Origin of the sequence: Pseudomonas sp. S35, assembly GCF_009866765.1 — a bacterium.
Lineage (GTDB): Bacteria > Pseudomonadota > Gammaproteobacteria > Pseudomonadales > Pseudomonadaceae > Aquipseudomonas.
Genome location: NZ_CP019431.1, coordinates 5658398 through 5681517 on the forward strand (window position 1 = coordinate 5658398; position 23120 = coordinate 5681517).

Consider the following 23120-nt stretch of genomic DNA (forward strand, 5'->3'; position numbering starts at 1 on the left):
TTTGAAGAGCCTGCGGGGGCCACCGACGTTCGGGGCCGCCCGCAAGCCGCTCAGTCAGCGTCGCTTGGCCATCTCATTGATGAAACGGTCGAACAGCGGCGCTACGTCGTTCGGGCCCGGGCTGGCTTCAGGGTGGCCCTGGAAGCTGAACGCGCTCTTGTCAGTGCGCTCGATGCCTTGCAGGGAACCGTCGAACAGCGACTTGTGAATTGCGCGGACATTGCCCGGCAGGGTCGCTTCATCTACCGCAAAACCGTGGTTCTGGCTGGTGATCATTACAACGCCAGTGTCCAGGTCTTGTACCGGGTGGTTGGCACCGTGGTGGCCGTGGCCCATTTTCAGGGTCTTGGCGCCAGAGGCCAAGGCCAGCAGTTGGTGACCCAGGCAAATACCGAATACCGGGATCTCGGTCTCCAGCACTTGCTTGATGGCCTCAATAGCGTAGTCGCAAGGCTCAGGGTCGCCCGGGCCGTTGGACAGGAACACACCATCCGGCTGCAGGGCCAGTACATCGCTGGCTGGGGTTTGCGCAGGCACCACGGTCACGCGGCAGCCACGCTCCACCAGCATGCGCAGGATGTTGTACTTCACACCGTAGTCGTACGCGACCACGTGGTACGGCAGGTCAGCCGCGTCGATGGTCTCGTGACTGTCGGTCTTCAAGTCCCAGACAGTTGAGCGCCACTCGTACTGCTCCTTGGTGCTGACGACTTTCGCCAGGTCCATGCCTTTCAGGCCAGGGAAGCCTTGCGCAGCAGCAATCGCCGCTTCTTCTGAAATATTGTCACCGACCATGATGCAGCCGTTCTGCGAGCCTTTTTCACGCAGGATGCGTGTGAGGCGGCGCGTATCGATACCGGCGATCGCTACAACATTGTTGGCTTTCAGGTAATCGGACAGCGACATCGTGTTGCGCCAATTGCTCGCAACCAGGGGCAGATCACGAATAACCAGGCCAGCCGACCACACACGATCAGACTCGATGTCTTGCGGTGTAGTACCGGTGTTGCCGATGTGCGGATAGGTCAGGGTAACGATCTGTTGGGCGTAGGAAGGATCGGTAAGGATTTCCTGATAGCCGGTCATGGCAGTGTTAAACACTACCTCTCCAACGGTTTGACCGTCGGCTCCAATGGCTTCGCCGCGAAAAATGCTGCCATCAGCAAGGGCGAGTATGGCTGGCTTAGTCAAGAAGACCTCCCGTAAATAAAGCCTGAAAGGGCGATCGCAGGTTGTAAAAAAGCGGAGTGACGTATGGACACGTCACCCCGCTTCTTCACTGAATTATTCTGCGCGCTTTTAGTGGACACACTAAAGCTGTAGCTTACAGAAAAAGGCTTTTTTGGTCCACCGCTAATGAGCCTAAAAGGCAGGAGAATGCGACAGGACGTCGCTTAGCGGGTAAAAACGGGGGCTTAGGATAATCCTGAGCCCCCATTTTAGCTACTGATTAGTGCAAATCCAGCACATCGCGCATGTCGTACAGGCCTGCTTCACGACCTTCCAACCAAAGCGCAGCACGTACCGCACCCTTCGCAAACGTCATACGGCTCGACGCTTTGTGCGTAATTTCCAAGCGCTCACCTTCGGTAGCGAACAACACAGTGTGGTCACCCACCACGTCGCCACCGCGAACGGTCGCAAAACCAATGGTGTCACGCGCACGCGCACCGGTATGACCTTCACGGCCATATACGGCCACCTTGGACAGGTCACGCCCCAGTGCATCAGCAATAGCTTCGCCCATGCGCAGCGCGGTACCCGACGGCGCATCGATCTTGTGGCGGTGATGCGTTTCGACAATCTCGATATCCGCCTCATCACCCAGCACGCGCGCCGCCATATCCAGCAATTTGAGCGACAGGTTCACGCCGACACTGAAGTTGGCCGCGAAGACGACAGGAATATCCTTGCCCGCCTCCACCAGCAACTGCTTCTGCTCGGCAGTCAAACCCGTGGTGCCAATGACCATCGCCTTACCCGCCTTGCGGCAGAACGCGAGGTTTTTCAGCATCACTTCCGGCAACGTGAAATCGATCAGCACGTCGAACTCGTCAGCAACCTGCTCCAGATTGCCTGACAACGACACACCGATGCGCCCCAGGGACGCCAACTCACCCGCATCCGCACCAATCAATGTGCTGCCCGGGCGAACAATCGCCGCAGTCAACCCAGAGGCCGGTGAACGCTGCTGCACCGCTTCGACCAGCGTCTTGCCCATGCGCCCGGCAGCGCCCATCACGGCTATACGTCGCATACTCACTCCTTACAAATCGCCAAAGAAGCGCTTCACGCCATCGAAGAAACCTGCGGTTTTTGGCGAGTGCGATTCATCACCTTCCAACGAGCTACGGAACTCTTCCAGCAGTTCGCGCTGACGACGATTCAGGTTGACCGGCGTTTCCACCGCCACGCGACACATCAAGTCGCCCGCACCACCACCACGCACCGGCGCAACGCCCTTACCTCGGATACGGAACTGTTTGCCAGTCTGCGTACCTTCAGGGATCTTGAGCTTCACGCGACCATCAAGGGTCGGGATTTCCAGCTCGCCCCCCAAGGCTGCATCGACAAAACTGATCGGCACTTCGCAGAACAGATGCTTACCGTCACGCTGGAAGATCGAGTGCTCGCGCACATTGATCACCACGTACAGGTCACCGGTTGGACCGCCCTGAGTACCCGCCTCGCCTTCACCAGACAGGCGAATACGATCACCGGTATCCACACCCGCCGGCACTTTCACCGACAGGGTCTTGTACTCTTCGACACGCCCTTCGCCGTGACAGGAATCGCACGGATCGGAAATGATCTTGCCCTGGCCGTGGCAGCGCGGGCAGGTCTGCTGCACCGAGAAAAAGCCCTGCTGCATGCGAACCTGACCAATACCACCGCACGTCGGGCAGGTAATTGGCGCGGAGCCTTTCTTGGCACCCGAACCGTCGCACGGCTTGCAGTTGACCAGCGTCGGCACGCGAATATTGACACTGGTACCGCGCACGGCCTCTTCCAGATTCAACTCCAGGGTGTAGCGCAAGTCACTGCCACGCTGGGCACCACCGCGCTGACCACCCCGACCACCGCCGAAGAAATCACTGAAGACGTCACCGAAGATATCGGAGAAGTTCTGACCACCAAAACCCGCACCGCCGCCGCCCATGCTTGGGTCGACACCGGCATGACCATACTGATCGTAGGCCGCGCGCTTGTTGGGATCAGACAGACATTCGTAGGCCTCGTTGGCCTCCTTGAACATTTCCTCGGATTCTTTGCTATCCGGATTACGGTCCGGGTGGTGCTTCATCGCCAGGCGACGGTAAGCCTTTTTCAGGTCCGCCTCGCTGGAGCCGCGTTCCACACCCAATACTTCGTAATAGTCACGCTTTGCCATAAGTCTTTGCACTCTTAAGGACGTTCAGCCAGACCCTCCTGAGCCTTGCTGAACTCGTTGAGCCCCAATACAGGCCCGGACCCAACTCACGTCAATTCAACGATCCTGGTCATTACTACTTTTTAGCCAGGGACCCGGCCAAAAACGCGGTATTTATTGCTCGGAAAGCAGGAGCATTCCCGATCACACCGCCAACATCCGAACACTGTCGCATGCTGTAAAAATTCGCATACCCCAGACACGCCAACGCGGGAGCAAGCTCCCGCGCGGCGACATCCTACCAGTCACCGCTTGATAGCGGTCAACCGGGCGACCAACTTACTTCTGGTCTTTTACTTCTTCGAACTCGGCATCGACAACATCGTCGTGCTTGGCTTCAGGCTCTGCCTGTTGAGCACCGTCAGCCGGCTGGCCTTGTTCGGCATACATCTTCTGGGCAACCGGTGCGGAGACTTTCGACAGCTCCTCAACCTTGGCGTCGATAGCAGCCTTGTCGTCGCCTTTTACAGCGGCTTCCAGTGCAACTACAGCAGCTTCGATTGCGGCCTTCTCTTCAGCGGTCACTTTCTCGCCAGCATCTGCGACCATTTTACGGGTCGAGTGAACCAGCGCGTCACCCTGGTTACGGGCGCCAGCCAGCTCTGCAAACTTGGCATCTGCATCAGCGTTGGCTTCAGCATCACGAATCATCTGTTGAATTTCTTCATCAGACAGACCCGAGTTGGCCTTGATGGTGATCTTCTGCTCTTTGCCAGTCGCCTTGTCTTTCGCGCCGACGTGCAGGATGCCGTTGGCATCGATGTCGAAGGTGACTTCGATTTGCGGCACGCCACGTGGTGCTGGTGGAATCTCAGCCAGGTCGAACTTGCCCAGGGACTTGTTCTGAGTGGCTTGCTTACGCTCACCCTGCAGCACGTGAATGGTCACAGCGCCCTGATTGTCGTCAGCAGTCGAGAACACCTGGGATTTCTTGGTAGGAATCGTGGTGTTTTTCTCGATCAGCGCAGTCATCACGCCACCCATGGTTTCAATACCCAGGGTCAGCGGGCTTACGTCCAGCAGCAATACGTCTTTTACGTCACCGGCCAATACCGCGCCCTGGATGGCAGCACCCATCGCAACGGCTTCGTCCGGGTTAACGTCTTTACGCGCTTCTTTGCCGAAGAACTCGGTCACCAGCTTCTGAACCAGTGGCATACGGGTCTGACCGCCTACCAGGATCACGTCGTTGATCGCACCAACGTCGATACCGGAGTCTTTCAGCGCAATGCGGCAAGGCTCGATGGTGCGTTGAACCAGGTCTTCGACCAGCGCTTCCAGCTTGGCGCGAGAAATCTTCACGTTCAAGTGCTTAGGACCGGTAGCGTCTGCAGTGATGTACGGCAGGTTCACGTCGGTCGACTGAGCGGAAGACAGCTCGATCTTGGCTTTCTCGGCAGCTTCTTTCAGGCGCTGCATCGCCAGCGGGTCACCCTTGAGGTTCATGCCGCTTTCTTTCTTGAATTCGTCAACGAGGTAGTCGATCAGACGAATGTCGAAGTCTTCACCACCCAGGAAAGTGTCGCCGTTGGTGGCCAACACTTCGAACTGGTGCTCGCCGTCAACTTCAGCAATCTCGATCACGGACACGTCGAACGTACCGCCACCCAGGTCATAAACGATCACGGTGTGGTCGCCCTTGGCCTTGTCCATGCCGTAAGCCAGAGCAGCTGCGGTTGGTTCGTTGATGATACGTTTTACGTCCAGGCCCGCGATGCGGCCGGCGTCTTTGGTCGCCTGGCGCTGGCTGTCGTTGAAGTAGGCTGGAACGGTGATTACCGCTTCAGTCACTGCTTCACCCAGGTAGTCTTCGGCGGTCTTCTTCATCTTTTTCAAGATTTCAGCCGAGATTTGCGGCGGCGACATTTTCTGGCCGTTTACTTCAACCCAGGCGTCACCGTTGTCAGCCTTGGCGATTTTGTAAGGGACCATCTTGATGTCTTTCTGTACGACTTCTTCGTCGAACTTACGGCCGATCAGACGCTTTACCGCGTACAGGGTGTTGTGCGGGTTGGTGACAGCCTGACGCTTGGCCGACTGACCGACGAGGATTTCACCATCGTTGGCGTAAGCAATGATCGACGGCGTGGTACGCGCGCCTTCGGCGTTCTCGATTACTTTTGCAACGCCGTTTTCCAGCACGGAGACGCAGGAGTTGGTGGTCCCCAGGTCAATACCGATAATTTTGCCCATGATTTACTCTCCCGAAACTTGAATTTGGTTGCCGCAGCAGTGGTGGCTAACTGCGGTAGCACTTAAACGCTTGACTTATAGATGGGGGCCTTGCGGCGGATTTCAAGCCTGCTCATCAATAGAAGGTGCAACAGGTGCAGGCGCCTTGCTCACCACCACCATCGCCGGACGCAACAAGCGACCGTTAAGCTGATAACCCTTCTGAAACACCTTCAACACGCTGTTCGGCTCAAGGTCATGACTTTCTTGCATGGCCATTGCCTGGTGATGTTCAGCGTTGAAGGGTTCGCCGCCTTGCGGATCGATGGCTTCCAACTGATAACGCTTCAGGGTGTCCTGGAACATTTTCAGGGTCAGCTCGATCCCTTCGCGCATCGGACGGATGTTTTCGTCGTCCGGATTGGACAACTCAAGGCCACGCTCCAGGCTGTCGATAATCGGCAGCAGGTCACTGGCGAATTTTTCCAGCGCGAATTTGTGCGCCTTTTCTACATCCTGCTCGGCACGGCGGCGGACGTTCTGCAGATCAGCGGCAACACGCAAAGACTGATCCTGCGCAGCGGCCAATTGCTCTTCGAGCACTTGTACACGAGTTGTCAGTTCATCACCGACAGCCGAATTGGCGTCTGGAGTTTGCGTATCCTGCGTCTGTTCGTCAGCCATAGATTTCTCCTTTCAAAATCATGCGCGAACTCAACTCGCGCTTCTGTTCCGGTATATGGGGCCACAATTTCCAGGTTCAAGGGCGCAACCATTAGCAAAAGTCTTTCCAGCGCACGGGATCATTCCCGCAGGCACATTCCTCACAGCGCTAAAAAAACGCTCGATTCAAGCAAATCGAGCTAAGCATCAGGATTGTCAGCCACAAACAAAACACTGTATAAATAACCAGACCTTACGCTTGGGAGCGGCCGTCATGCTCGTGCACCTGTCTGTACATAACTACGCCATCGTTGAACATCTGGACCTCGAACTGGATCGCGGGATGAGCGTAATCACAGGCGAAACAGGCGCTGGCAAGTCAATCATGCTCGACGCCCTGGGCTTGACACTGGGCGACCGCGCCGACAGTGGCGTAGTGCGCCCCGGCGCAGACAAGGCCGACATCCTGGCCACGTTCGACCTGCTGGACATTCCCGAAGCCGAGGCCTGGCTGGCCGAACGCGACCTGAATAACGAAGGACCTTGCATCCTGCGCCGGGTCATCACCGCCGAAGGGCGCTCCCGCGGCTATATCAACGGCACACCCTGCCCTCTCAGTGACTTGAAAGCCCTGGGCGAGTTGCTGATAGATATCCACAGCCAACATGAACACCAGTCCCTGCTCAAAACCGATACCCATCGTCGCCTGCTCGATGAATACGCCGGCGCCACAGACCTGGCCCGCCAAGTCCAACTGGCCGCCCAACGCTGGCGCCAGACACGCCAGGAACTGGAGCGACTGTCCAACTCCGGTGACGAACAGCGGGCCCGCCACCAACTACTCAGTTACCAGCTTGAAGAGCTCGAAAGCCTCGGCCTTGGCGAGACCGAACTGGAACAGCTCGAACAGGAACACAAGAACCTGACCAACGCCGAAACCCTGTTGGGTATCTGTCGCCAAGTCGTAGAGCAATGCAGCGAAAGCGATTCAGGCAACGTGCTCAATGCGCTGACGGCCAGCCTCAACCGACTTTCGAGCGTGAACAGCGCTTCGGGGTCACTGAGCGAAGCCACCACCCTGCTGACCAGCGCACAGATCCAAGTCGAGGAGGCCGTGGGCGAACTGAATCGCTTCCTCGATCACTTCGATGCAGACCCAGCGCGCCTGCAAGAAATAGAAGAGCGCCTGGACACCATCTATACCCTCGCGCGCAAACATCGAATCCAGCCCACCGAAGTGGCAACCCTGCAGCAAAAGCTGCTGGATGAAATCGAGACATTGAACGCCAACGATGAGTCCATAGAGCGACTGGGTGACGAACTCGCCTCTTTCGCCCGCCATTATCAAGAGAAGGCACGCGAGCTGAGCGATCTGCGCCAGCAGGCGTCCACAAGCCTGGCGAGCGCCGTCGAACAGGAAATTCAGCGCCTGGGCATGCCGGGAGGGCGCTTCACCATTGAACTGCGCGCCAACAACAGCAATGAGTTGCAGCCCCACGGCCTGGAACAGGTAGAGCTGCTGGTCAGCGCCAACCCAGGCCAACCACTCAAAGCACTGGCAAAAGTGGCATCCGGTGGTGAGCTATCGCGAATCAGCCTGGCGATCCAGGTGATTACAGCGCAAACCTCACGTATACCAACATTGGTATTCGATGAAGTGGATGTGGGTATCGGCGGACCAACTGCGGAAATCGTCGGGCAATTGCTACGCCGCCTGGGCGACCGAGGCCAGGTGCTTACGGTCACTCACTTGCCACAAGTGGCAGCCCAGGGGCACCAGCACTTATTTGTGCACAAGGTGAGGGCCAGTGACGCGACGCACACAGCGGTATCCAAGTTGAACAAGTCGGAACGTGTTGAAGAAGTGGCGCGGATGCTCGGCGGCATAGACCTGACTAAAGAGTCTTTGGCACACGCGAAAAAAATGGTCGTCGCAGCCAAGGCTTGAGCAGGGTTTTTCCTTCCTTATAGAACGCACGAAGGCGACCCTAGGGTCGCCTTCGTGCGTTTCGCAGAGCAGGCCTGCGTCATTTTTACTTTTTCTTACGGATGTACAACACAAGATTGTGGTCAACCAAATCGAATCCATGCTCCTCAGCAATTTCATGCTGGAGCTTTTCGATTGCCGGGCTGGTGAACTCGATAACCTCATTGGTATCCAGGTCGACCATGTGATCGTGATGACCACCGTCAGCCAATTCGAATACTGCATGACCGCCGTCGAAATTATGACGAACCACCAGCCCTGCGGCTTCAAACTGGGTCAGTACACGGTAAACCGTGGCCAGGCCGACGTCCTCGTTAGACTCCATCAGCGCCTTGTAAACATCTTCGGCACTCATGTGACGCTGCTCAGCAGAATCGAGCATTTGTAGAATCTTGACTCGTGGCAGAGTCACTTTAAGACCGGCTTTGCGTAGTTCGCTATTTTCAACCATGGTTAGCTTTCTCGCGGATGCTGCTTCGCAGCTTCTCTTAATACGGGTATGATCGGCGTTTACGTTGTCCCAGCCAAGATAGTGGAAGTCGCCCACCGATGCAAAACACCAAGCTCTTGCTAACCAGTTTCACCTTTGTGGGACTGCTCGCACTCGCCGGTTGTTCATTCCCCGGGGTTTACAAAATCGACATCCAGCAGGGCAATGTCGTCACGCAGGATATGATAGACCAGTTACGCCCCGGAATGACCCGACGGCAAGTACGGTTTATCATGGGTAACCCCCTGCTGACCGACACTTTCCACGCCGATCGCTGGGATTATCTCTACAGTCTCCAGCCAGGTGGCGGTGAGCGCCAGCAGGAGCGCGTCAGCGTCATCTTCAATGGCAATGACCAACTTGTCAGCCTGTCCGGTGACTTCATGCCCGGCGTAAGCCGTGATGAAGCCCTGCTTGGCAAGGACAACGGCACCAACGTGGCTGCGCCTGCGCAGGAAAGCGATAAGCCGAAGTCCGAAGTACCGGCCAAGCCGGGCTCCTTGCTCGACAAGATCCAAAAGGATGTCGATGGCGTGGAAACTGTTCCAGTCCCGACGCCACAGCCTTTGGACACCAGCCCGCAGTAATGCCTTGGTGCTCATAAAAAAAGCCCGGCATGCCGGGCTTTTTGCTGCCTGCCATTTGGCAAACTTATGGATTTTGCTGCCTGGCCAGCGCCGCCTTGGCCGCACGCAGTCTGCGTACTTCCTTTGGATCGGCCAATAACGGTCGATAGATCTCGATGCGATCGCCCGCCTGTACCGCACGCACCTCTGCGTGCGCGACCACCTTGCCGAAGATCCCTAGAGGACAGTCAACCAGGTCCAACTCAGGGAATTGCGCACCAATGCCTGAAGCCTGCACTGCTGCTCGCAGGCTAGTGCCCGGCGCGACCACCACCGTGAGCAACACCTGACGCTCAACAGCGGCATACACCACCTCAACCTCAACCATGCAGTTGCTTGGCTCGCTGACAGAAGGCATCTACCAGCGTATTAGCCGCCTGATTGAACAAAGGCCCCAATGTCGCTCGTACAATCGGCCCCGCGTAGTCAAATGACAAATCCAGGCTGATCTTGCAGGCCTTGTCAGTCAGCGCCTTGAATACCCACACACCATGCAATTGGGTAAACGGCCCTTCCTGCAGATTCATCTCAATGGACTTGCCCGGCACCAGCACATTGCGCGTAACAAAATGCTGACTAAGGCCACCCTTAGCCACCCCGACACTGGCGACCATATGCTCATCACTGCTTTCCAGCACTTCGGCGGTGGAACACCAAGGCAGGAATTCCGGGTAGCGCGCCACGTCATTGACCAGGTCATAGAGCGCCTGTGCCGGATACGGCAGCAGGGCCGAACGTTGAATATGCGTCGTCATGTGTGCGTCATTTCCACAGCTGAGCGGCAAACATCGCGAAAGAACAGCCCGATCCGCGAGAGAAAAAAACTAAAGAACTGCCCGCATTGTCCGGGATTCGTCCAACACGCTCAAGCACGCAGGTTGACCGTAGCCGACACGCTCGCAACTCCCTATAATGCCGCCCCTATGGCTAAACAAAAGAAACACCCCACAGGGACCATCGCGCAAAATAAAAAGGCGCGACACGATTACTTCATCGAACATCGGTTCGAGGCTGGTCTGGTCCTGGCCGGCTGGGAAGTAAAAAGTCTGCGTGCCAGCAAGCTGCAATTGGTCGACAGCTACGTGCTGCTCAAGGATGGCGAGGCATGGCTGCTGGGCAGTCATATCACCCCGCTGACCACCGCGAGCACCCACGTGATTGCCGACCCGGTGCGTACCCGCAAGCTATTGCTCAACGCCCGCGAGCTGGAAAAACTCGCGGCCGCCGTACAGCAGAAAGGCTACGCCTGCATCTGCCTGTCCTGGTACTGGAGCAAGCACCTGGTCAAGTGCGAGATCGCACTGGGCAAGGGCAAGAAGGAATACGACAAGCGCGATACCGAGCGCGAGCGCGACTCCAATCGAGAACTGCATCGCGCCGTTCGCAACAAGGGCAAGGAAGAGTAATCCTTGTAGCCGCGTAGCCTTGGAAACATCCCTCGGCTACGTCCCCTTGCGCCGCTCCGCACGCGCCACGCGCTGAACCTCCTGACGCACCTCCTCCAATACCTCCTGCACGTACTCAAGGTGACGCGTGGAGACTTCCCGCGCCTGCTCGGCCCGCCCTTCGATAATCGCCAGGTACAAATCACGGTGCTGACTGATCAGCATGTCGCGCGTTTCCGTGCGCTGCTGGTACATGCCGCCGATGTTAGTCACCACGTTACGCTTGAGTAAATCGAACAAGCCACGAATGGTGTGCAGCAAAACCGCGTTATGACTGGCCTCCGCGATAGCCAAGTGAAACCTCGCATCGGCGGCGCCTTCCGCCACTCGACTCACCTCATCAACGCGGGTGTAGCAATCCTGCAACGCCTCGAATGCAGCCGTCAGGCGCTCGCGATCCACTTCAGTAGCACGTAGCGCTGCGTAATAAGCACAGGACGCCTCAAGGGTCTGACGAAACTCGAGTAGATCCCGTTGAGCCTCAGGATTATTTTCCAGCAGGTGCAACAGCGGGTCGCTGAAGGTCGAACCCAGCGACTCGACGACGTAATTGCCCCCACCCTGACGACTGACCAACAACCCTTTGGCGGCCAATTTCTGGATAGCCTCGCGCAACGAAGGACGCGACACACCAAACTGCTCGGCCAGAGCGCGCTCGGCAGGCAAGCGTTCGCCCGACTTCAGCGTGCCCTCAAGGATCATCCCCTCAAGCTGCTCGACAATATCGTCAGACAAACGGCGCTGACGCACCTGATCAAACCCCATAACTCACTCTCCACCATCCCGACCACTCGCCGGGCCCTCTATTCTGGACTATCGCCGCACTTGCGGCACCTATCAGAACGCCTGCGCTTTACCCGATCAGATGCCTTGAGCCACCGACCTACGACCAAAGTTTCGCAGGCGGCAAATTGACACATCCCCCCGAAGGCTTTTAACCTAGCCACCAGCGATTGTAAATTGGTCTTACCAATTATCCAAGCCACTCAAAAAACAACAATCAGGGGCCACCCCATATGCAAACCTGGCAACAGCTCTACAGCCCACTCGGCAGCCTCGGCCTGTCCGCGCTGGCCGCCGTCATACCGATCGTATTCTTCTTCCTGGCCCTGGCCGTGTTTCGCCTCAAAGGCCACGTAGCCGGCAGCATCACTCTGGCGTTGTCGATCCTGGTGGCGATCTTCGCTTTCCAGATGCCGGTGGACATGGCACTGGCCGCTGCCGGCTATGGCTTTGCCTATGGCTTGTGGCCTATCGCCTGGATCATTGTTGCGGCCGTCTTTCTCTACAAACTCACGGTCAAGAGTGGCCAGTTCGAGATCATTCGCAGCTCGGTGCTGTCGATCACTGACGACCAACGCCTGCAAGTGCTGCTGATCGGTTTCTGCTTTGGTGCTTTCCTCGAAGGCGCTGCCGGTTTCGGTGCGCCCGTAGCGATTACCGCCGCGCTGCTGGTAGGCCTGGGTTTCAACCCGCTTTACGCCGCCGGCCTGTGCCTGATTGCCAACACTGCACCCGTGGCCTTTGGCGCATTGGGCATCCCGATCATCGTTGCAGGCCAAGTGACCGGCATCGATGCATTCAAGATCGGCGCCATGACCGGTCGCCAACTGCCACTGCTGTCGCTGTTCGTGCCGTTCTGGCTGGTCTTCATGATGGACGGCCTGCGCGGCGTTCGCGAAACCTGGCCAGCCGCACTGGTTGCGGGCTTGAGCTTTGCCATTACCCAATACTTCACGTCCAACTTCATCGGCCCCGAACTGCCAGACATCACCTCAGCCCTCGCCAGCCTGATCTCCCTGACCTTGTTCCTGAAAATCTGGCAACCCAAACGCACTGCGGGCGCGCAGATTGCAGGCGCTACATCGGGCGTCGCGATCACCGCCAGCGCCGGCGGCTTCGGCCTGCCGCGCAGCACCGTCGCCTCGCCTTACAGCCTGGGGCAGATTTTCAAAGCCTGGTCGCCGTTCCTGATCCTCACCGTGCTTGTCACCATCTGGACCCTCAAACCGTTCAAGTTGATGTTCGCTGCCGGCGGCTCAATGTACAGCTGGGTGTTTAACTTCGCGATCCCGCACCTCGATCAATTGGTGGTCAAAGTCGCGCCGATCGTGACCAATCCGACGGCCATTCCCGCCGTGTTCAAGCTGGACCCGATTTCAGCGACCGGCACTGCGATTTTCTTCTCGGCACTGATTTCGATGCTCGTGCTGAAGATCAACATCAAAACTGGTCTTACCACTTTAAAAGAAACATTCTACGAACTGCGCTGGCCGATCCTGTCCATCGGTATGGTCCTGGCGTTTGCCTTCGTCACCAACTACTCAGGCATGTCTTCGACCATGGCGCTGGTATTGGCTGGCACCGGTGCCGCATTCCCATTCTTCTCGCCGTTCCTCGGTTGGCTGGGGGTTTTCCTGACAGGCTCCGATACCTCGTCCAACGCGCTGTTCAGTTCGCTGCAGGCGACCACCGCCCACCAGATTGGGGTCAACGACACCTTGCTGGTTGCCGCCAATACCAGCGGCGGCGTCACCGGCAAGATGATCTCGCCGCAATCGATCGCCGTGGCCTGCGCCGCCACCGGCCTGGTAGGCAAGGAATCCGACCTGTTCCGCTTCACTCTCAAGCACAGCCTGTTCTTTGCCACCATCGTCGGGCTGATTACCCTGGCCCAGGCGTACTGGTTCACCGGTATGCTGGTGCACTGAGACCTGCACGTAATAGGGTAAGAATCGACGCCGGGCAACCATTCCGGCGTCAGCTATTTCTGGAGGACCCATGAGCCTGCCTGCTACTTTCCTTGCTGACGTCACACAACTGATCCCGAAAGATCGACGCTTCGACGACCCGCTTTCCACCCTCGCATTCGGCACCGACGCCAGTTTTTACCGATTGATCCCACAAATGGTGATCCGTGTGGAATCGGAAGACGAAGTGGTGGCGCTGCTGCAATCGGCCCAACGTGAACGCGTGCCAGTAACCTTTCGCGCGGCCGGCACCAGCCTGTCCGGGCAAGCCATAAGTGACTCGGTACTGATCGTGCTGGGCGACAACTGGAACGGCCGTGAGATTCGTGGCCAAGGCACGCAAATCCGCCTGCAACCGGGCGTAATCGGCGCCCAGGCCAACGCATGGCTGGCGCCGTTCGGCCGCAAGATCGGGCCGGACCCGGCGTCGATCAACGCCTGCAAGATCGGCGGAATCGTCGCCAACAATGCCAGCGGAATGTGCTGCGGTACGGCGCAAAATACCTATCACACCCTGGCCGGGATTCGCCTGGTGCTGGCCGACGGCAGCCGGCTGGATACTGAGGATGCGACCAGCGTCAGCGCCTTCCGCCAACAGCACGGCGCATTGCTTGAACGCTTGGCAACCCTGGGTCGCGAGACGCGGGCAAACGCTGAGTTGGCCGCGAAAATCCGCCACAAATACCGCCTGAAAAACACCACCGGCCTGTCACTCAACGCCCTGGTGGATTTCGATGAGCCGCTGGATATCCTCAGCCATCTGCTTGTGGGCTCCGAAGGCACGCTGGGCTTTATCAGCGCGGTCACCTACGACACCGTGATCGATCACCCGAACAAAGCCTCGGCGCTGATTGTGTTTCCGGATGTCGAGACCTGCTGCAACGCGGTCACTGTGTTGAAAACCCAACCGGTCTCAGCTGTAGAACTGCTGGATCGACGCAGCATGCGTTCAGTCCAGAACAAGCCAGGCATGCCCGCTTTCGTACAACAATTGTCGGAAAACGCCTGCGCGCTGCTCATCGAATCCCGCGCCGCATCTTCCTCATTACTGCATGAACAACTGGCGCTGATCATGGCGTCCTTGTCCCCTTTCCCGGTAGAGAAACAGGTCGACTTCACCGAAGACCCTACAGAAAACGCCCGCCTGTGGGCGATCCGCAAAGACACGTTCCCGGCCGTCGGCGCTGTGCGCAAAACCGGCACCACGGTGATCATCGAAGACGTAACCTTCCCGGTCGAGCAACTGGCCATCGGCGTGAACCGTTTGATCGAGCTGTTCGACAGGCACCACTACGACGAAGCCATCCTGTTTGGACATGCGCTGGAAGGCAACCTGCACTTTGTGTTCACCCAAGGCTTCAATAGCGCGCAAGAAGTCACGCGCTATCAAGCGTTCATGGATGACGTGGCGCAACTGGTGGCCGTGGAGTTCGGCGGCTCGCTGAAAGCCGAGCACGGCACCGGCCGCAACATGGCGCCTTTCGTCGAGCTGGAATGGGGCAGCGATGCTTACCAACTGATGTGGCAGCTCAAACGCCTGCTCGACCCCAACGGCATTCTCAACCCGGACGTGGTGCTCAGCGAAGACCCGCAGATCCACCTCAAACACCTCAAACCTCTGCCGGCGGCCGATGAACTTGTGGATAAGTGCATCGAATGCGGATTCTGCGAGCCGGTGTGCCCATCCAAGGGGCTGACCTTAAGCCCGCGCCAGCGCATCGTGATCTGGCGTGATATCCAGGCCAAGCAACGGGCCGGCGTCGACACAACTGAGCTGGAAACGGCTTACCGCTACCAGGGCATCGACACCTGCGCCGCCACCGGACTTTGCGCCCAGCGCTGTCCTGTAGGAATCAACACCGGCGACCTGGTGAAAAAGCTGCGCAGCCGCGACGCCGACCGTACGAAAACGGCCGAATGGCTCGCCACCCATTTCGCCACCGCACTGCAAGGTGCGCGCTTTACCCTACATGTCGCCAATGGTGCGCGCATGTTGCTGGGCGCGCCTCGCCTGGCGAAGCTGTCGGCCGCTGTGAGCAAATTGTCCAAGGGGCAGATCCCACAGTGGACCAACGCCATGCCACAGCCGGAAAAAGCCATTCGCTTCAGCCCGACGGTGACCGACGAACGCCCACGGGTGGTCTACCTGGCAGCCTGCGTATCGCGGGCAATGGGCCCGGCCGCGGATGATAAAGAACAGATGTCGCTGTACGACAAAACCCGAAGCCTACTGGAAAAAGCCGGTTACCAAGTTGTTTCCCCGGACAACCAGGACAGCCTGTGCTGCGGCCAGCCTTTCGCCTCCAAGGGCTACGCAGAACAGGCAGAACATAAACGCCAGGAACTGCTCGGCGCCCTGCTCCACGCCAGCCGAGGTGGCCTGGACCCAATCTACTGCGACACCAGCCCCTGCACCCTGCGCCTGGTGCAAGACCTTGGCGAAACGCGCCTGGACCTCTATGATCCGGTGCGCTTTATTCGTACCCACCTGATGGACCGCCTCGACTTCACGCCACAGGAAGCGCCAATCGCCGTGCACGTCACCTGCAGCACCCAGCATTTGGGGGAGAGCCAAGCCCTGATAGACCTGGCCCGGCGCTGCTCAAAAACGGTGGTGATCCCCGAAGGCATCCACTGCTGTGGCTTTGCCGGCGACAAAGGCTTCACCACGCCGGAACTCAACGCCCACTCACTGCGTTCCCTCAAGGATGCGGTGCAATATTGCAGCGAAGGCATCTCCACCAGCCGCACCTGCGAAATCGGCCTGAGCCAGCACGGCGGCATCGACTATCACGGTTTGGTGTACCTGGTAGACAGAGTTACCCAGGCCCGTCCCCACCAATAATCCTGCAAAAAAACAGAACCCCTGCGCGCCGGCGCAGTCATCTGCATAGGCCTCGACGAACGAGGCCCATCAGTGATGTCGCTGGCAGCCTGTGAACGCCAGCAGCGTCGAGCCCTTTTGCGCAAGGAGATACCCTATGAAGCGTTCCGCTCTTGCTGGCTTGTTCATTACCGCTGCGATGTTGGCCTCCCCTGCTTTCGCCGCTGGCGAGCCCGATCTGTGCAAGATCAACCTGGATAAAATCAACAACGGCAAAGCGCTGCTCTCCACCGATGCCAGCGGTAAAAGCGGCGAAATCGACACAGCCGTCTCCCAAGCCAAGGCCGCACACGCCGCAGGTGACGACAAGCGGTGCATCGAGATCACCTCCAAGACCCTGCAAGACCTGCAGGACATGGACAAAGGCGGCAAATAGTCGCGAAGCCAACCTTCGGGTTGGCCTTCCCTGACCGTTTGGCGTACACTGCACAGGCTTGTCACTCACTAAGAAACAACGAGTTACAAGCACGGGGCCGTTTAGGATTCGACGCCGGTCGCGAAACTTTAGGTGCATGCCGAGTTGGTAACAGAACTCGTAAATCCACTGTTGCAACTACTTATAGTTGCCAATGACGCTAACCACGGCCAGGTATCCATCGCTGCGTAAGCAGCCTTAGACCTGAGCTTCTGGTACCTTCGGGTCCAGCAATCACTAGGGGATGTCTGTAAACCCAACGTGATTGTCATATAGAACAGAATCGCCGTGCAGTACGTTGTGGACGAAGCGGCTAAAACTTACACAACTCGCCCAAAGCACCCTGCCCTTCGGGTCGCTGAGGGTTAACTTAATAGAAACGGCTACGCATGTAGTACCGACAGCGGAGTACTGGCGGACGGGGGTTCAAATCCCCCCGGCTCCACCACTTAATCATCTAAAGACGTCCAAGGGCGTCTTTTTTTGTGCCTGAAATCCAGCAAATACAGGGGATTCAGGTCCAACGGGGTCCGATGGTATCTGAGCACATCCTACAATTCGTGTATTCCACGTGGTATTCCAAGCCCACGACTGCTATTTTTTGGAATACATGCAGTATCGGAGATTCTCATGGGTGCCCAAGCCACTCGACTTTCAGACGTCAAAGTCAAAGCAGCGAAACCAAAGGAAAAAGACTACATCCTCACTGATGGCGACGGCCTCCAGATGAGAGTGAGGGCCAATGGCTCAAAGCTCTGGAATTTTAACTACATTCACCCAGCCACCAAGAAGCGGATCAATATGGGCCTTGGTACGTTTCCGGAGGTGAGTTTGGCTCAAGCCAGGAAACGGACGGTAGAGGCAAGGGAGCTGGTGGCGCAAGGAATTGATCCGAAAGCGAAGCGTGACGAGGATCGGCAAACGTTAAGAGCGACTACGGAACATACCTTTAAAAACGTAGCCACCGCTTGGTTCGAGCTCAAGAAAGACTCGGTTACTACTGCTTATGCTGAAGACATCTGGCGCTCGCTCACGCTGCACGTTTTTCCCGACTTGGCCGCTACCCCAATCTCAGCGATCACTGCTCCGGCGGTTATCAAACTGCTCAGACCGCTTGAAACCAAAGGCAGTCTTGAGACCGTGAAGCGACTGAGCCAGCGTCTTAACGAGATCATGACTTATGGCGTGAATTCCGGCTTGATTCACTCGAATCCACTGAGCGGAATTCGCTCTGTCTTCAAGAAACCCAAGAAGACGAACATGGCAGCACTTGCGCCAAACGAACTCAATGAGCTAATGGTGACGGTTGCCAACGCCAGTATCAAAAGGACCACACGCTGCTTGATTGAGTGGCAACTTCACACCATGACTCGCCCTGCAGAAGCAGCCACCGCACGATGGGCAGATATCGATATCGGCAAGAAAATCTGGACGATACCGCCTGAACGGATGAAAAAGCGCCGGACCCACATCATCCCACTCACAGAACAAGCTTTGGGACTTCTAGAGGCTATAAAGCCCCTTAGCGGGCACCGCGAACATGTTTTCCCGGCGGATCGCAATCCCCGTACTCATTGCAACAGCCAAACAGCCAATATGGCTCTGAAGCGCATGGGTTTCGAAGGCCGCTTGGTTAGCCACGGCATGCGCTCAATGGCCAGTACCATCCTCAACGAACACGGCTGGGATCCTGAGCTAATCGAGGTTGCCCTGGCTCACGTGGACAAGGACGAGGTGCGTAGCGCCTATAATCGGGCAGATTACATAGAGCGCCGAAGGCCAATGATGAAATGGTGGAGCGAGCATATCCAGGAAGCTGCTACCGGGAGCCTTTCTATGTCCGCGATCAATGACAGCGGGGGTGTAGTCCGCTAACGCAATACGCATAATTTTGCATGACATAAATTACGTGCAAATCACCAGGCACGATTTCCGGTCTTCCTTTCGTGACTGGCCGGGTGAATGCCCCCAGCATCCTCGCGAGATTTGCGAGATGGCACTGGCGCATGATGAACGCGATCAGACTGAAGGGGCATACTCTCGTTCAGACTTTCTTGATAACCGCCGACTGCTCATGAATGATTGGGCAGCTTTCCTCAATCCAACGTTCAGCAGTAATCTCGAAGTCTGAATACCAATTATATCAAGCCGCACCTTCAGGGAGTCGACATGACCAATTCGTCGAAAAGTCTAGCTCAAGCCTTGCATGAGCTAGAGCAACTAAAAGAAGAGCTACACGTTAATTGGAAGAACGAAAGGCTCAGGATAGAAGAGTCATTGTACTACCTAATAACACACTCCATTGGCGACGATTACAACCACATCAAAAACAGCATAGAAGCCCAAGTCAAAACGGGAGAAACGTGTAAAAACCAGAATACCTCTCAATGGGTGGAGAGGGAACTCGACTCGCAAACTCACCCAGCGCGAGAAAGCACACTCATCGCACTTACGTACCTCCTACTATTTGACTTTGAATGTGAAAATGGCTCCATCACTAGTGCTTCGAAACTTATCTGTCACGCTAGCCACTTCGAAGGATATGCCAGTGGATTGACCCTTCCTCGAATTAATGGAGGGGGCCGAGGACGCTCAGAGAGCAGCAAAAAGAACAAGGACAAAATAGCGGCTTTAATCAGCTCACATCGACCCGAAGGGGGCTGGAAAAAGGAGCGAGACGCCGCGAACTGGATTTACGATGAAGCCGTAAAGCTAAATAAAAATTCAAGCATGAATCTCACTACCTCTAATCTTACTAACCTCATGACAGACTGGATGAAGGAAGATGGCTCCGCATGCCGCGCCGCCTTTCTGGGCACTAGCGAATAGGTTACTCACTTGGTAACGCCTCAGGCTGCTTTCTGGGCCTACCCCGTTTTGTTTCCTTGGGAGATACCCGCCCTCCTTTCCCGAAGCACCTGCCGCCGTCAGGTGCGATCATCCGTATGAAGTAATCCGGCTTGGTCAGATACGCCGCCACAAGGTTTAGCCCAGCCCTTAGACCGGCCTGATGATGGCTAATCATGCCAACCCCTAAGATCCCTTTCTTTTCAAACGCCGCTTTGTTCTTGTTGCAGTTATAATAAATTCCTTTCCCTTCAGTCACCGTCTCTACCCAGTATTCCCCCAGAAGCTTGGCAATGACGATATCCTCTCGATGATCAGTTCCATTCAAAAACAACAAACAGTGATAATGGTAGGACTTATCAAGACCATACTCCAGTTTCCAAGCATACCCTACAACACCCGGTGACTTAGGGCTCCTGAGATACTTCATTAGGGCTTCGCGATGCCTCCTGGCTTCGGCATGGGTGATAGCGGTCTCTCCTCGAGGAACGCAGTACTGGCTGCGGTAGGTGAAATCAACACGAATGACTAGCATCCTAGCGTAACGCACAAACAGCGACTCAATATATCCAACTAGACTTTTATAATTTTTATTGGCAGACCGGCTAAACCCTTTCAGATTAGTTTGAAACCGCACCCCACGAATTTCCTGCTTAACCTTTTCTATCAAGTCATGGAGCAGGGATAATTCATCAGATTGAAGCAACTCAACCTTATATACATCTGTTTTCAGCTCCACTCCAACAAAGTACTTCATAAAGACTCTCAACAGTGGATTAAACTCATGACAGGGATAAACCTCTTTGATCATCCCAAAATCCACCTTTAGTAAGCTTAGACAGTCCTGCTCCAACACTCTGACCTTCTTCTGCTTAGACATTGCCGTCGTACGAGGCAGAAACAATCCCTTCTCAAAGGCGTTCAGGCGCAACATCACGTTGACAATTGAGCGAATATCACTTGCCAATAACGCTTGATCGGTATACTGCTCAACCGTCTCACCGTTGATGTCCGCATACATGTACGAATCATGTTCAAAATAGAACTCTAACTCTTCATCAAACCTCATGCACTCACCTTATATGGACAGGCACTTTAATCACTCCTCACATAGAGCACTCAACTGACGATAAGCCACTACTGTACCCATCACCCCGTACTGCCCATGCAGGCCCATGCTCTATCACGGCGTGCATTGGAGATGGGTATTAGGTATAGACATTGAATATAGATACTAGAGATACTAGATACTATTCTAGATATAACATAGATACCTATATTCAAACTCTCTGCTTGCCCCGGCCAACCCAACGATTTAGATAAACAACAGCACCGCACGCTGGAGATATGAGTCAATAGAAAAATGAAAGTTAGTGCTTGTGGCTTCTCGAATTAGAACCATTATAAGAAACGCTGACGCATCGCTGTAGCCAAGCGCTTACATCCTCCTCCAGCCACCCCACAGCAAAGCTGCCCAATTTAAAAGGCTTAGGGAACGTTGCGTCATATCGCGAAGATCGCGGGTTGATACGATCATAAATAGTTGACCGTGACAGCCCCACCCTAACTGAGAGCTGCTTGAGTCTGATAACACTAGGATGTACTGCCGAATCTCGCTGCATGGTAGGTACCCTCGGGTTTCAATGAGCCCCAACGGTAAAAGATCTTCTTCCCGCGTTCACTCGACTTAGCACCCAGTAAAAAATTCCCAGGTGCTAAACCGGATTTCAATTGACGACCGAGCCACCACCGGACTGAGGCATGCACTAGCCTACCTTCCAGTACAGAAAGTTGGTTCCCAGCTATGAAATATTAGTTCCCTCGTTTGAAATGTTAGTTCTTTTGCCAGAGAGAACTAACTTCGGTCCTCTTCGCCGACACCAAGAATCAATTCGAAACAATTTTACCCATACATAACACTTGAGCAACGACATCACCCTTGACATAGATAATTATTTAGAGGTCTGAAAAAATGATTGAATGCCCAAGCTGCGGGTCATCAGCCGTCGCACAACAAGCTACAGCCAAGAAAGCAGGTGCCGCCATCGGTGGCGTGAGCGGTGTACTCAAAGGATTATCCGCTACCACAATCGGCGCCAATATTATTTTGATCGCTGGCAGCCCAACAGGCGGGCTAACCACAGCAGTAGGCCGATTGGCCTCATCCATTATGGCGGCATTCGCAAGCGGCGCAGCCGGATGTATCGCGGGAGCGAGGATCGGAGCATTAATTGATCGCAACGTCTTCGACTCCTACCGATGCAGTCACTGTAACTGTTCTTTCAAGATGCAATTTCCTGCAACATCCGTGAAGGCTTCACACACAGTCGAAGCAATTCAAGACAACTGATATTCATCTCGCTTGCATATTACGCACCGCTGATATCCCAGCAGCGTTGGCGCTCGCCTGTCAAACAAGGAAAAACCTAATGGCACATCTAATCGAACACATGGCTTATGTCGGTGAAACGCCATGGCATGGGCTCGGATCCGTACTTTCACCCAAACAACCTATTGAGGTCTGGCAGAAAGAAGCCGGTATGAACTGGCGCATAGAAGACAGTCCGGTCCATTTCAAGGCCAACACGGTAGGTAACCTGGGATCAATTTATACATTCCCAGAACAGAAGGTTCTTTACCGTTCTGACACCAAAGCAGCACTTTCAGTAGTCTCACAGCGCTACCAAATAGTGCAGCCTCGCGATGTGCTGGAATTTTACCGCGACCTCACTGAGGTCTCCGGGTATGAGCTGGAAACTGCGGGAGTGTTGAAAGGAGGTCGTAAGTTCTGGGCTTTGGCGCGGACAGGGCAAACCGCAACGTTGGCGGGTAATGATGAAGTTAATGGTTATTTGCTACTGGCCACCTCGTGCGACGGAACGTTAGCTACCACCGCCACACCCACCACCGTTCGAGTCGTCTGCAACAACACACTGACTATTGCCCTGGATGGGGCAAGCCGCGCTATCAAGGTTCCGCACAGTACTCGGTTTGATCCACAGGCGGTAAAGAAGCAGCTGGGGATCGCGGTATCACAGTGGGACGAATTCATGCATCGAATGCACATGCTTGCAGAGCGCAGGGTGCAGTGGCCGGAAGCAATGAGTTTCTTCCTCAGCGTGCTGTGCGACACCCCTGCTAACAGCCCCATTCCTGAAGTACTACCGAACGAAAGAGCACTACGTAAAGTACAAAGCCTGTATGAAGGACAAGGCCGAGGCTCAACCTTGCAGTCTGCTAAAGGCACCGCATGGGGACTGCTCAACGCCGTAACCGAATATGTCGACCACGAGCGGCGGGCAAGGAGCTCTGAGTACCGGATGGACTCGGCATGGTTTGGACAAGGTGCAGTCATGAAGCAGAGGGCACTGGATGCGGCTCTACGCCTCGCGGCCTGAGCCGCTTCGCACA

20 protein-coding genes and 1 other RNA gene are annotated in these 23120 nt (G+C 55.9%); 10 read left to right on the plus strand and 11 right to left on the minus strand.

Translation table 11 applies throughout. The features are described 5' to 3' along the window. Positions 1 to 54 precede the first annotated feature (54 nt). The 5 genes from carA to grpE form a co-directional block, all read right to left on the minus strand. Entirely contained in the window at positions 55 to 1191 is a 1137-nt protein-coding gene (gene carA / locus PspS35_RS25490; RefSeq protein WP_159937283.1) for a glutamine-hydrolyzing carbamoyl-phosphate synthase small subunit, read from the minus strand. Positions 1192 to 1450: 259 nt separating this feature from the next. After that, positions 1451 to 2257, minus strand: a complete 807-nt coding sequence (dapB, locus tag PspS35_RS25495; RefSeq protein WP_159937284.1) for a 4-hydroxy-tetrahydrodipicolinate reductase — start codon at positions 2255 to 2257, stop codon at positions 1451 to 1453. 9 nt (positions 2258 to 2266) lie between these two features. Then, entirely contained in the window at positions 2267 to 3391 is a 1125-nt protein-coding gene (gene dnaJ, locus PspS35_RS25500; RefSeq protein WP_159937285.1) for a molecular chaperone DnaJ, read from the minus strand. Between the two features lie 318 nt (positions 3392 to 3709). After that, positions 3710 to 5623 carry a molecular chaperone DnaK gene (gene dnaK / locus PspS35_RS25505; protein WP_159937286.1) on the minus strand — a complete coding sequence of 638 codons (1914 nt, stop codon included), beginning with the start codon at positions 5621 to 5623 and terminating at the stop codon, positions 3710 to 3712. A 102-nt stretch (positions 5624 to 5725) separates the two neighbouring features. Beyond that, positions 5726 to 6286: a nucleotide exchange factor GrpE gene (grpE, locus tag PspS35_RS25510; RefSeq protein WP_159937287.1), complete on the minus strand. Its 561-nt coding sequence runs from the start codon at positions 6284 to 6286 to the stop codon at positions 5726 to 5728. A 253-nt stretch (positions 6287 to 6539) separates the two neighbouring features. Here grpE and recN point away from each other — a divergent pair, with 253 nt between their 5' ends. Next, a complete protein-coding gene (gene recN / locus PspS35_RS25515) occupies positions 6540 to 8213 on the plus strand; it encodes a DNA repair protein RecN (protein WP_159937288.1) in 1674 nt (557 codons plus the stop codon). 85 nt (positions 8214 to 8298) lie between these two features. Here the strand turns inward: recN and fur are convergent, their stop codons facing one another. Then, entirely contained in the window at positions 8299 to 8703 is a 405-nt protein-coding gene (gene fur, locus PspS35_RS25520) for a ferric iron uptake transcriptional regulator (protein ID WP_010562662.1), read from the minus strand. 98 nt (positions 8704 to 8801) lie between these two features. Here fur and PspS35_RS25525 point away from each other — a divergent pair, with 98 nt between their 5' ends. Further along, positions 8802 to 9329, plus strand: a complete 528-nt coding sequence (locus PspS35_RS25525) for an outer membrane protein assembly factor BamE (protein WP_159937289.1) — start codon at positions 8802 to 8804, stop codon at positions 9327 to 9329. A 64-nt stretch (positions 9330 to 9393) separates the two neighbouring features. On the opposite strand, the gene PspS35_RS25530 is transcribed toward PspS35_RS25525, so the two are convergent. Together PspS35_RS25530 and PspS35_RS25535 are read right to left on the minus strand one after the other, a co-directional pair. Then, a complete protein-coding gene (locus PspS35_RS25530) occupies positions 9394 to 9696 on the minus strand; it encodes an RnfH family protein (protein ID WP_159937290.1) in 303 nt (100 codons plus the stop codon). Continuing rightward, positions 9689 to 10123 (minus strand): type II toxin-antitoxin system RatA family toxin, encoded by a 435-nt coding sequence (locus PspS35_RS25535; protein WP_005791512.1) that lies wholly within the window; start codon positions 10121 to 10123, stop codon positions 9689 to 9691. Before PspS35_RS25535 ends, PspS35_RS25530 begins: the two co-directional genes overlap by 8 nt. Before the next feature lie 168 nt (positions 10124 to 10291). Here PspS35_RS25535 and smpB point away from each other — a divergent pair, with 168 nt between their 5' ends. Next, positions 10292 to 10774 (plus strand): SsrA-binding protein SmpB, encoded by a 483-nt coding sequence (smpB, locus tag PspS35_RS25540; RefSeq protein ID WP_003176160.1) that lies wholly within the window; start codon positions 10292 to 10294, stop codon positions 10772 to 10774. A 36-nt stretch (positions 10775 to 10810) separates the two neighbouring features. Here smpB and PspS35_RS25545 read toward each other — a convergent pair whose 3' ends face one another. After that, entirely contained in the window at positions 10811 to 11578 is a 768-nt protein-coding gene (locus PspS35_RS25545) for a GntR family transcriptional regulator (protein WP_159937291.1), read from the minus strand. A 251-nt stretch (positions 11579 to 11829) separates the two neighbouring features. Between PspS35_RS25545 and PspS35_RS25550 the strand changes: the two genes are divergently transcribed. From PspS35_RS25550 to PspS35_RS25575, 6 genes are all read left to right on the plus strand, one after another. Then, the gene (locus PspS35_RS25550; RefSeq protein ID WP_159937292.1) at positions 11830 to 13524 is read left to right on the plus strand and encodes a lactate permease LctP family transporter; all 1695 of its coding nucleotides are present in this window, start codon (positions 11830 to 11832) and stop codon (positions 13522 to 13524) included. A 70-nt stretch (positions 13525 to 13594) separates the two neighbouring features. After that, positions 13595 to 16408 (plus strand): FAD-binding and (Fe-S)-binding domain-containing protein, encoded by a 2814-nt coding sequence (locus PspS35_RS25555; RefSeq protein WP_159937293.1) that lies wholly within the window; start codon positions 13595 to 13597, stop codon positions 16406 to 16408. 136 nt (positions 16409 to 16544) lie between these two features. Next, complete coding sequence (locus PspS35_RS25560) at positions 16545 to 16823, plus strand: hypothetical protein (RefSeq protein WP_159937294.1); 279 nt, start codon at positions 16545 to 16547, stop codon at positions 16821 to 16823. A gap of 93 nt (positions 16824 to 16916) precedes the next feature. Continuing rightward, positions 16917 to 17310: a transfer-messenger RNA gene (ssrA, locus tag PspS35_RS25565) on the plus strand. A 182-nt stretch (positions 17311 to 17492) separates the two neighbouring features. Beyond that, complete coding sequence (locus PspS35_RS25570) at positions 17493 to 18737, plus strand: integrase domain-containing protein (RefSeq protein ID WP_238785933.1); 1245 nt, start codon at positions 17493 to 17495, stop codon at positions 18735 to 18737. 294 nt (positions 18738 to 19031) lie between these two features. Then, positions 19032 to 19691 (plus strand): hypothetical protein, encoded by a 660-nt coding sequence (locus tag PspS35_RS25575; RefSeq protein WP_159937295.1) that lies wholly within the window; start codon positions 19032 to 19034, stop codon positions 19689 to 19691. 1 nt (position 19692) lies between these two features. On the opposite strand, the gene PspS35_RS25580 is transcribed toward PspS35_RS25575, so the two are convergent. After that, entirely contained in the window at positions 19693 to 20778 is a 1086-nt protein-coding gene (locus tag PspS35_RS25580; protein WP_159937296.1) for an inovirus-type Gp2 protein, read from the minus strand. 301 nt (positions 20779 to 21079) lie between these two features. Next, positions 21080 to 21331, minus strand: coding sequence for an AlpA family phage regulatory protein (locus PspS35_RS25585; RefSeq protein WP_159937297.1), 252 nt, complete (start codon positions 21329 to 21331; stop codon positions 21080 to 21082). Positions 21332 to 22138: 807 nt separating this feature from the next. On the opposite strand from PspS35_RS25585, the gene PspS35_RS25590 reads away from it, so the two are divergent. Further along, positions 22139 to 23107, plus strand: coding sequence for a DUF932 domain-containing protein (locus PspS35_RS25590; protein ID WP_159937298.1), 969 nt, complete (start codon positions 22139 to 22141; stop codon positions 23105 to 23107). Positions 23108 to 23120: the final 13 nt, after the last annotated feature.

Excerpts from the sequence above, each read along its gene's own strand:
- PspS35_RS25580 (WP_159937296.1), bottom strand. The coding sequence starts at position 20,778 with ATGAGGTTTGATGAAGAGTTAGAGTTCTATTTTGAACATGATTCGTAC.
- dnaJ (WP_159937285.1), bottom strand. The coding sequence starts at position 3,391 with ATGGCAAAGCGTGACTATTACGAAGTATTGGGTGTGGAACGCGGCTCC.
- dapB (WP_159937284.1), bottom strand. The coding sequence starts at position 2,257 with ATGCGACGTATAGCCGTGATGGGCGCTGCCGGGCGCATGGGCAAGACG.
- PspS35_RS25560 (WP_159937294.1), top strand. The coding sequence starts at position 16,545 with ATGAAGCGTTCCGCTCTTGCTGGCTTGTTCATTACCGCTGCGATGTTG.
- PspS35_RS25570 (WP_238785933.1), top strand. The coding sequence starts at position 17,493 with ATGGGTGCCCAAGCCACTCGACTTTCAGACGTCAAAGTCAAAGCAGCG.
- PspS35_RS25575 (WP_159937295.1), top strand. The coding sequence starts at position 19,032 with ATGACCAATTCGTCGAAAAGTCTAGCTCAAGCCTTGCATGAGCTAGAG.
- smpB (WP_003176160.1), top strand. The coding sequence starts at position 10,292 with ATGGCTAAACAAAAGAAACACCCCACAGGGACCATCGCGCAAAATAAA.
- recN (WP_159937288.1), top strand. The coding sequence starts at position 6,540 with ATGCTCGTGCACCTGTCTGTACATAACTACGCCATCGTTGAACATCTG.
- PspS35_RS25545 (WP_159937291.1), bottom strand. The coding sequence starts at position 11,578 with ATGGGGTTTGATCAGGTGCGTCAGCGCCGTTTGTCTGACGATATTGTC.
- grpE (WP_159937287.1), bottom strand. The coding sequence starts at position 6,286 with ATGGCTGACGAACAGACGCAGGATACGCAAACTCCAGACGCCAATTCG.
- PspS35_RS25550 (WP_159937292.1), top strand. The coding sequence starts at position 11,830 with ATGCAAACCTGGCAACAGCTCTACAGCCCACTCGGCAGCCTCGGCCTG.
- PspS35_RS25535 (WP_005791512.1), bottom strand. The coding sequence starts at position 10,123 with ATGACGACGCATATTCAACGTTCGGCCCTGCTGCCGTATCCGGCACAG.
- PspS35_RS25530 (WP_159937290.1), bottom strand. The coding sequence starts at position 9,696 with ATGGTTGAGGTTGAGGTGGTGTATGCCGCTGTTGAGCGTCAGGTGTTG.
- PspS35_RS25555 (WP_159937293.1), top strand. The coding sequence starts at position 13,595 with ATGAGCCTGCCTGCTACTTTCCTTGCTGACGTCACACAACTGATCCCG.
- PspS35_RS25525 (WP_159937289.1), top strand. The coding sequence starts at position 8,802 with ATGCAAAACACCAAGCTCTTGCTAACCAGTTTCACCTTTGTGGGACTG.
- PspS35_RS25585 (WP_159937297.1), bottom strand. The coding sequence starts at position 21,331 with ATGCAGCGAGATTCGGCAGTACATCCTAGTGTTATCAGACTCAAGCAG.
- PspS35_RS25590 (WP_159937298.1), top strand. The coding sequence starts at position 22,139 with ATGGCACATCTAATCGAACACATGGCTTATGTCGGTGAAACGCCATGG.
- fur (WP_010562662.1), bottom strand. The coding sequence starts at position 8,703 with ATGGTTGAAAATAGCGAACTACGCAAAGCCGGTCTTAAAGTGACTCTG.
- dnaK (WP_159937286.1), bottom strand. The coding sequence starts at position 5,623 with ATGGGCAAAATTATCGGTATTGACCTGGGGACCACCAACTCCTGCGTC.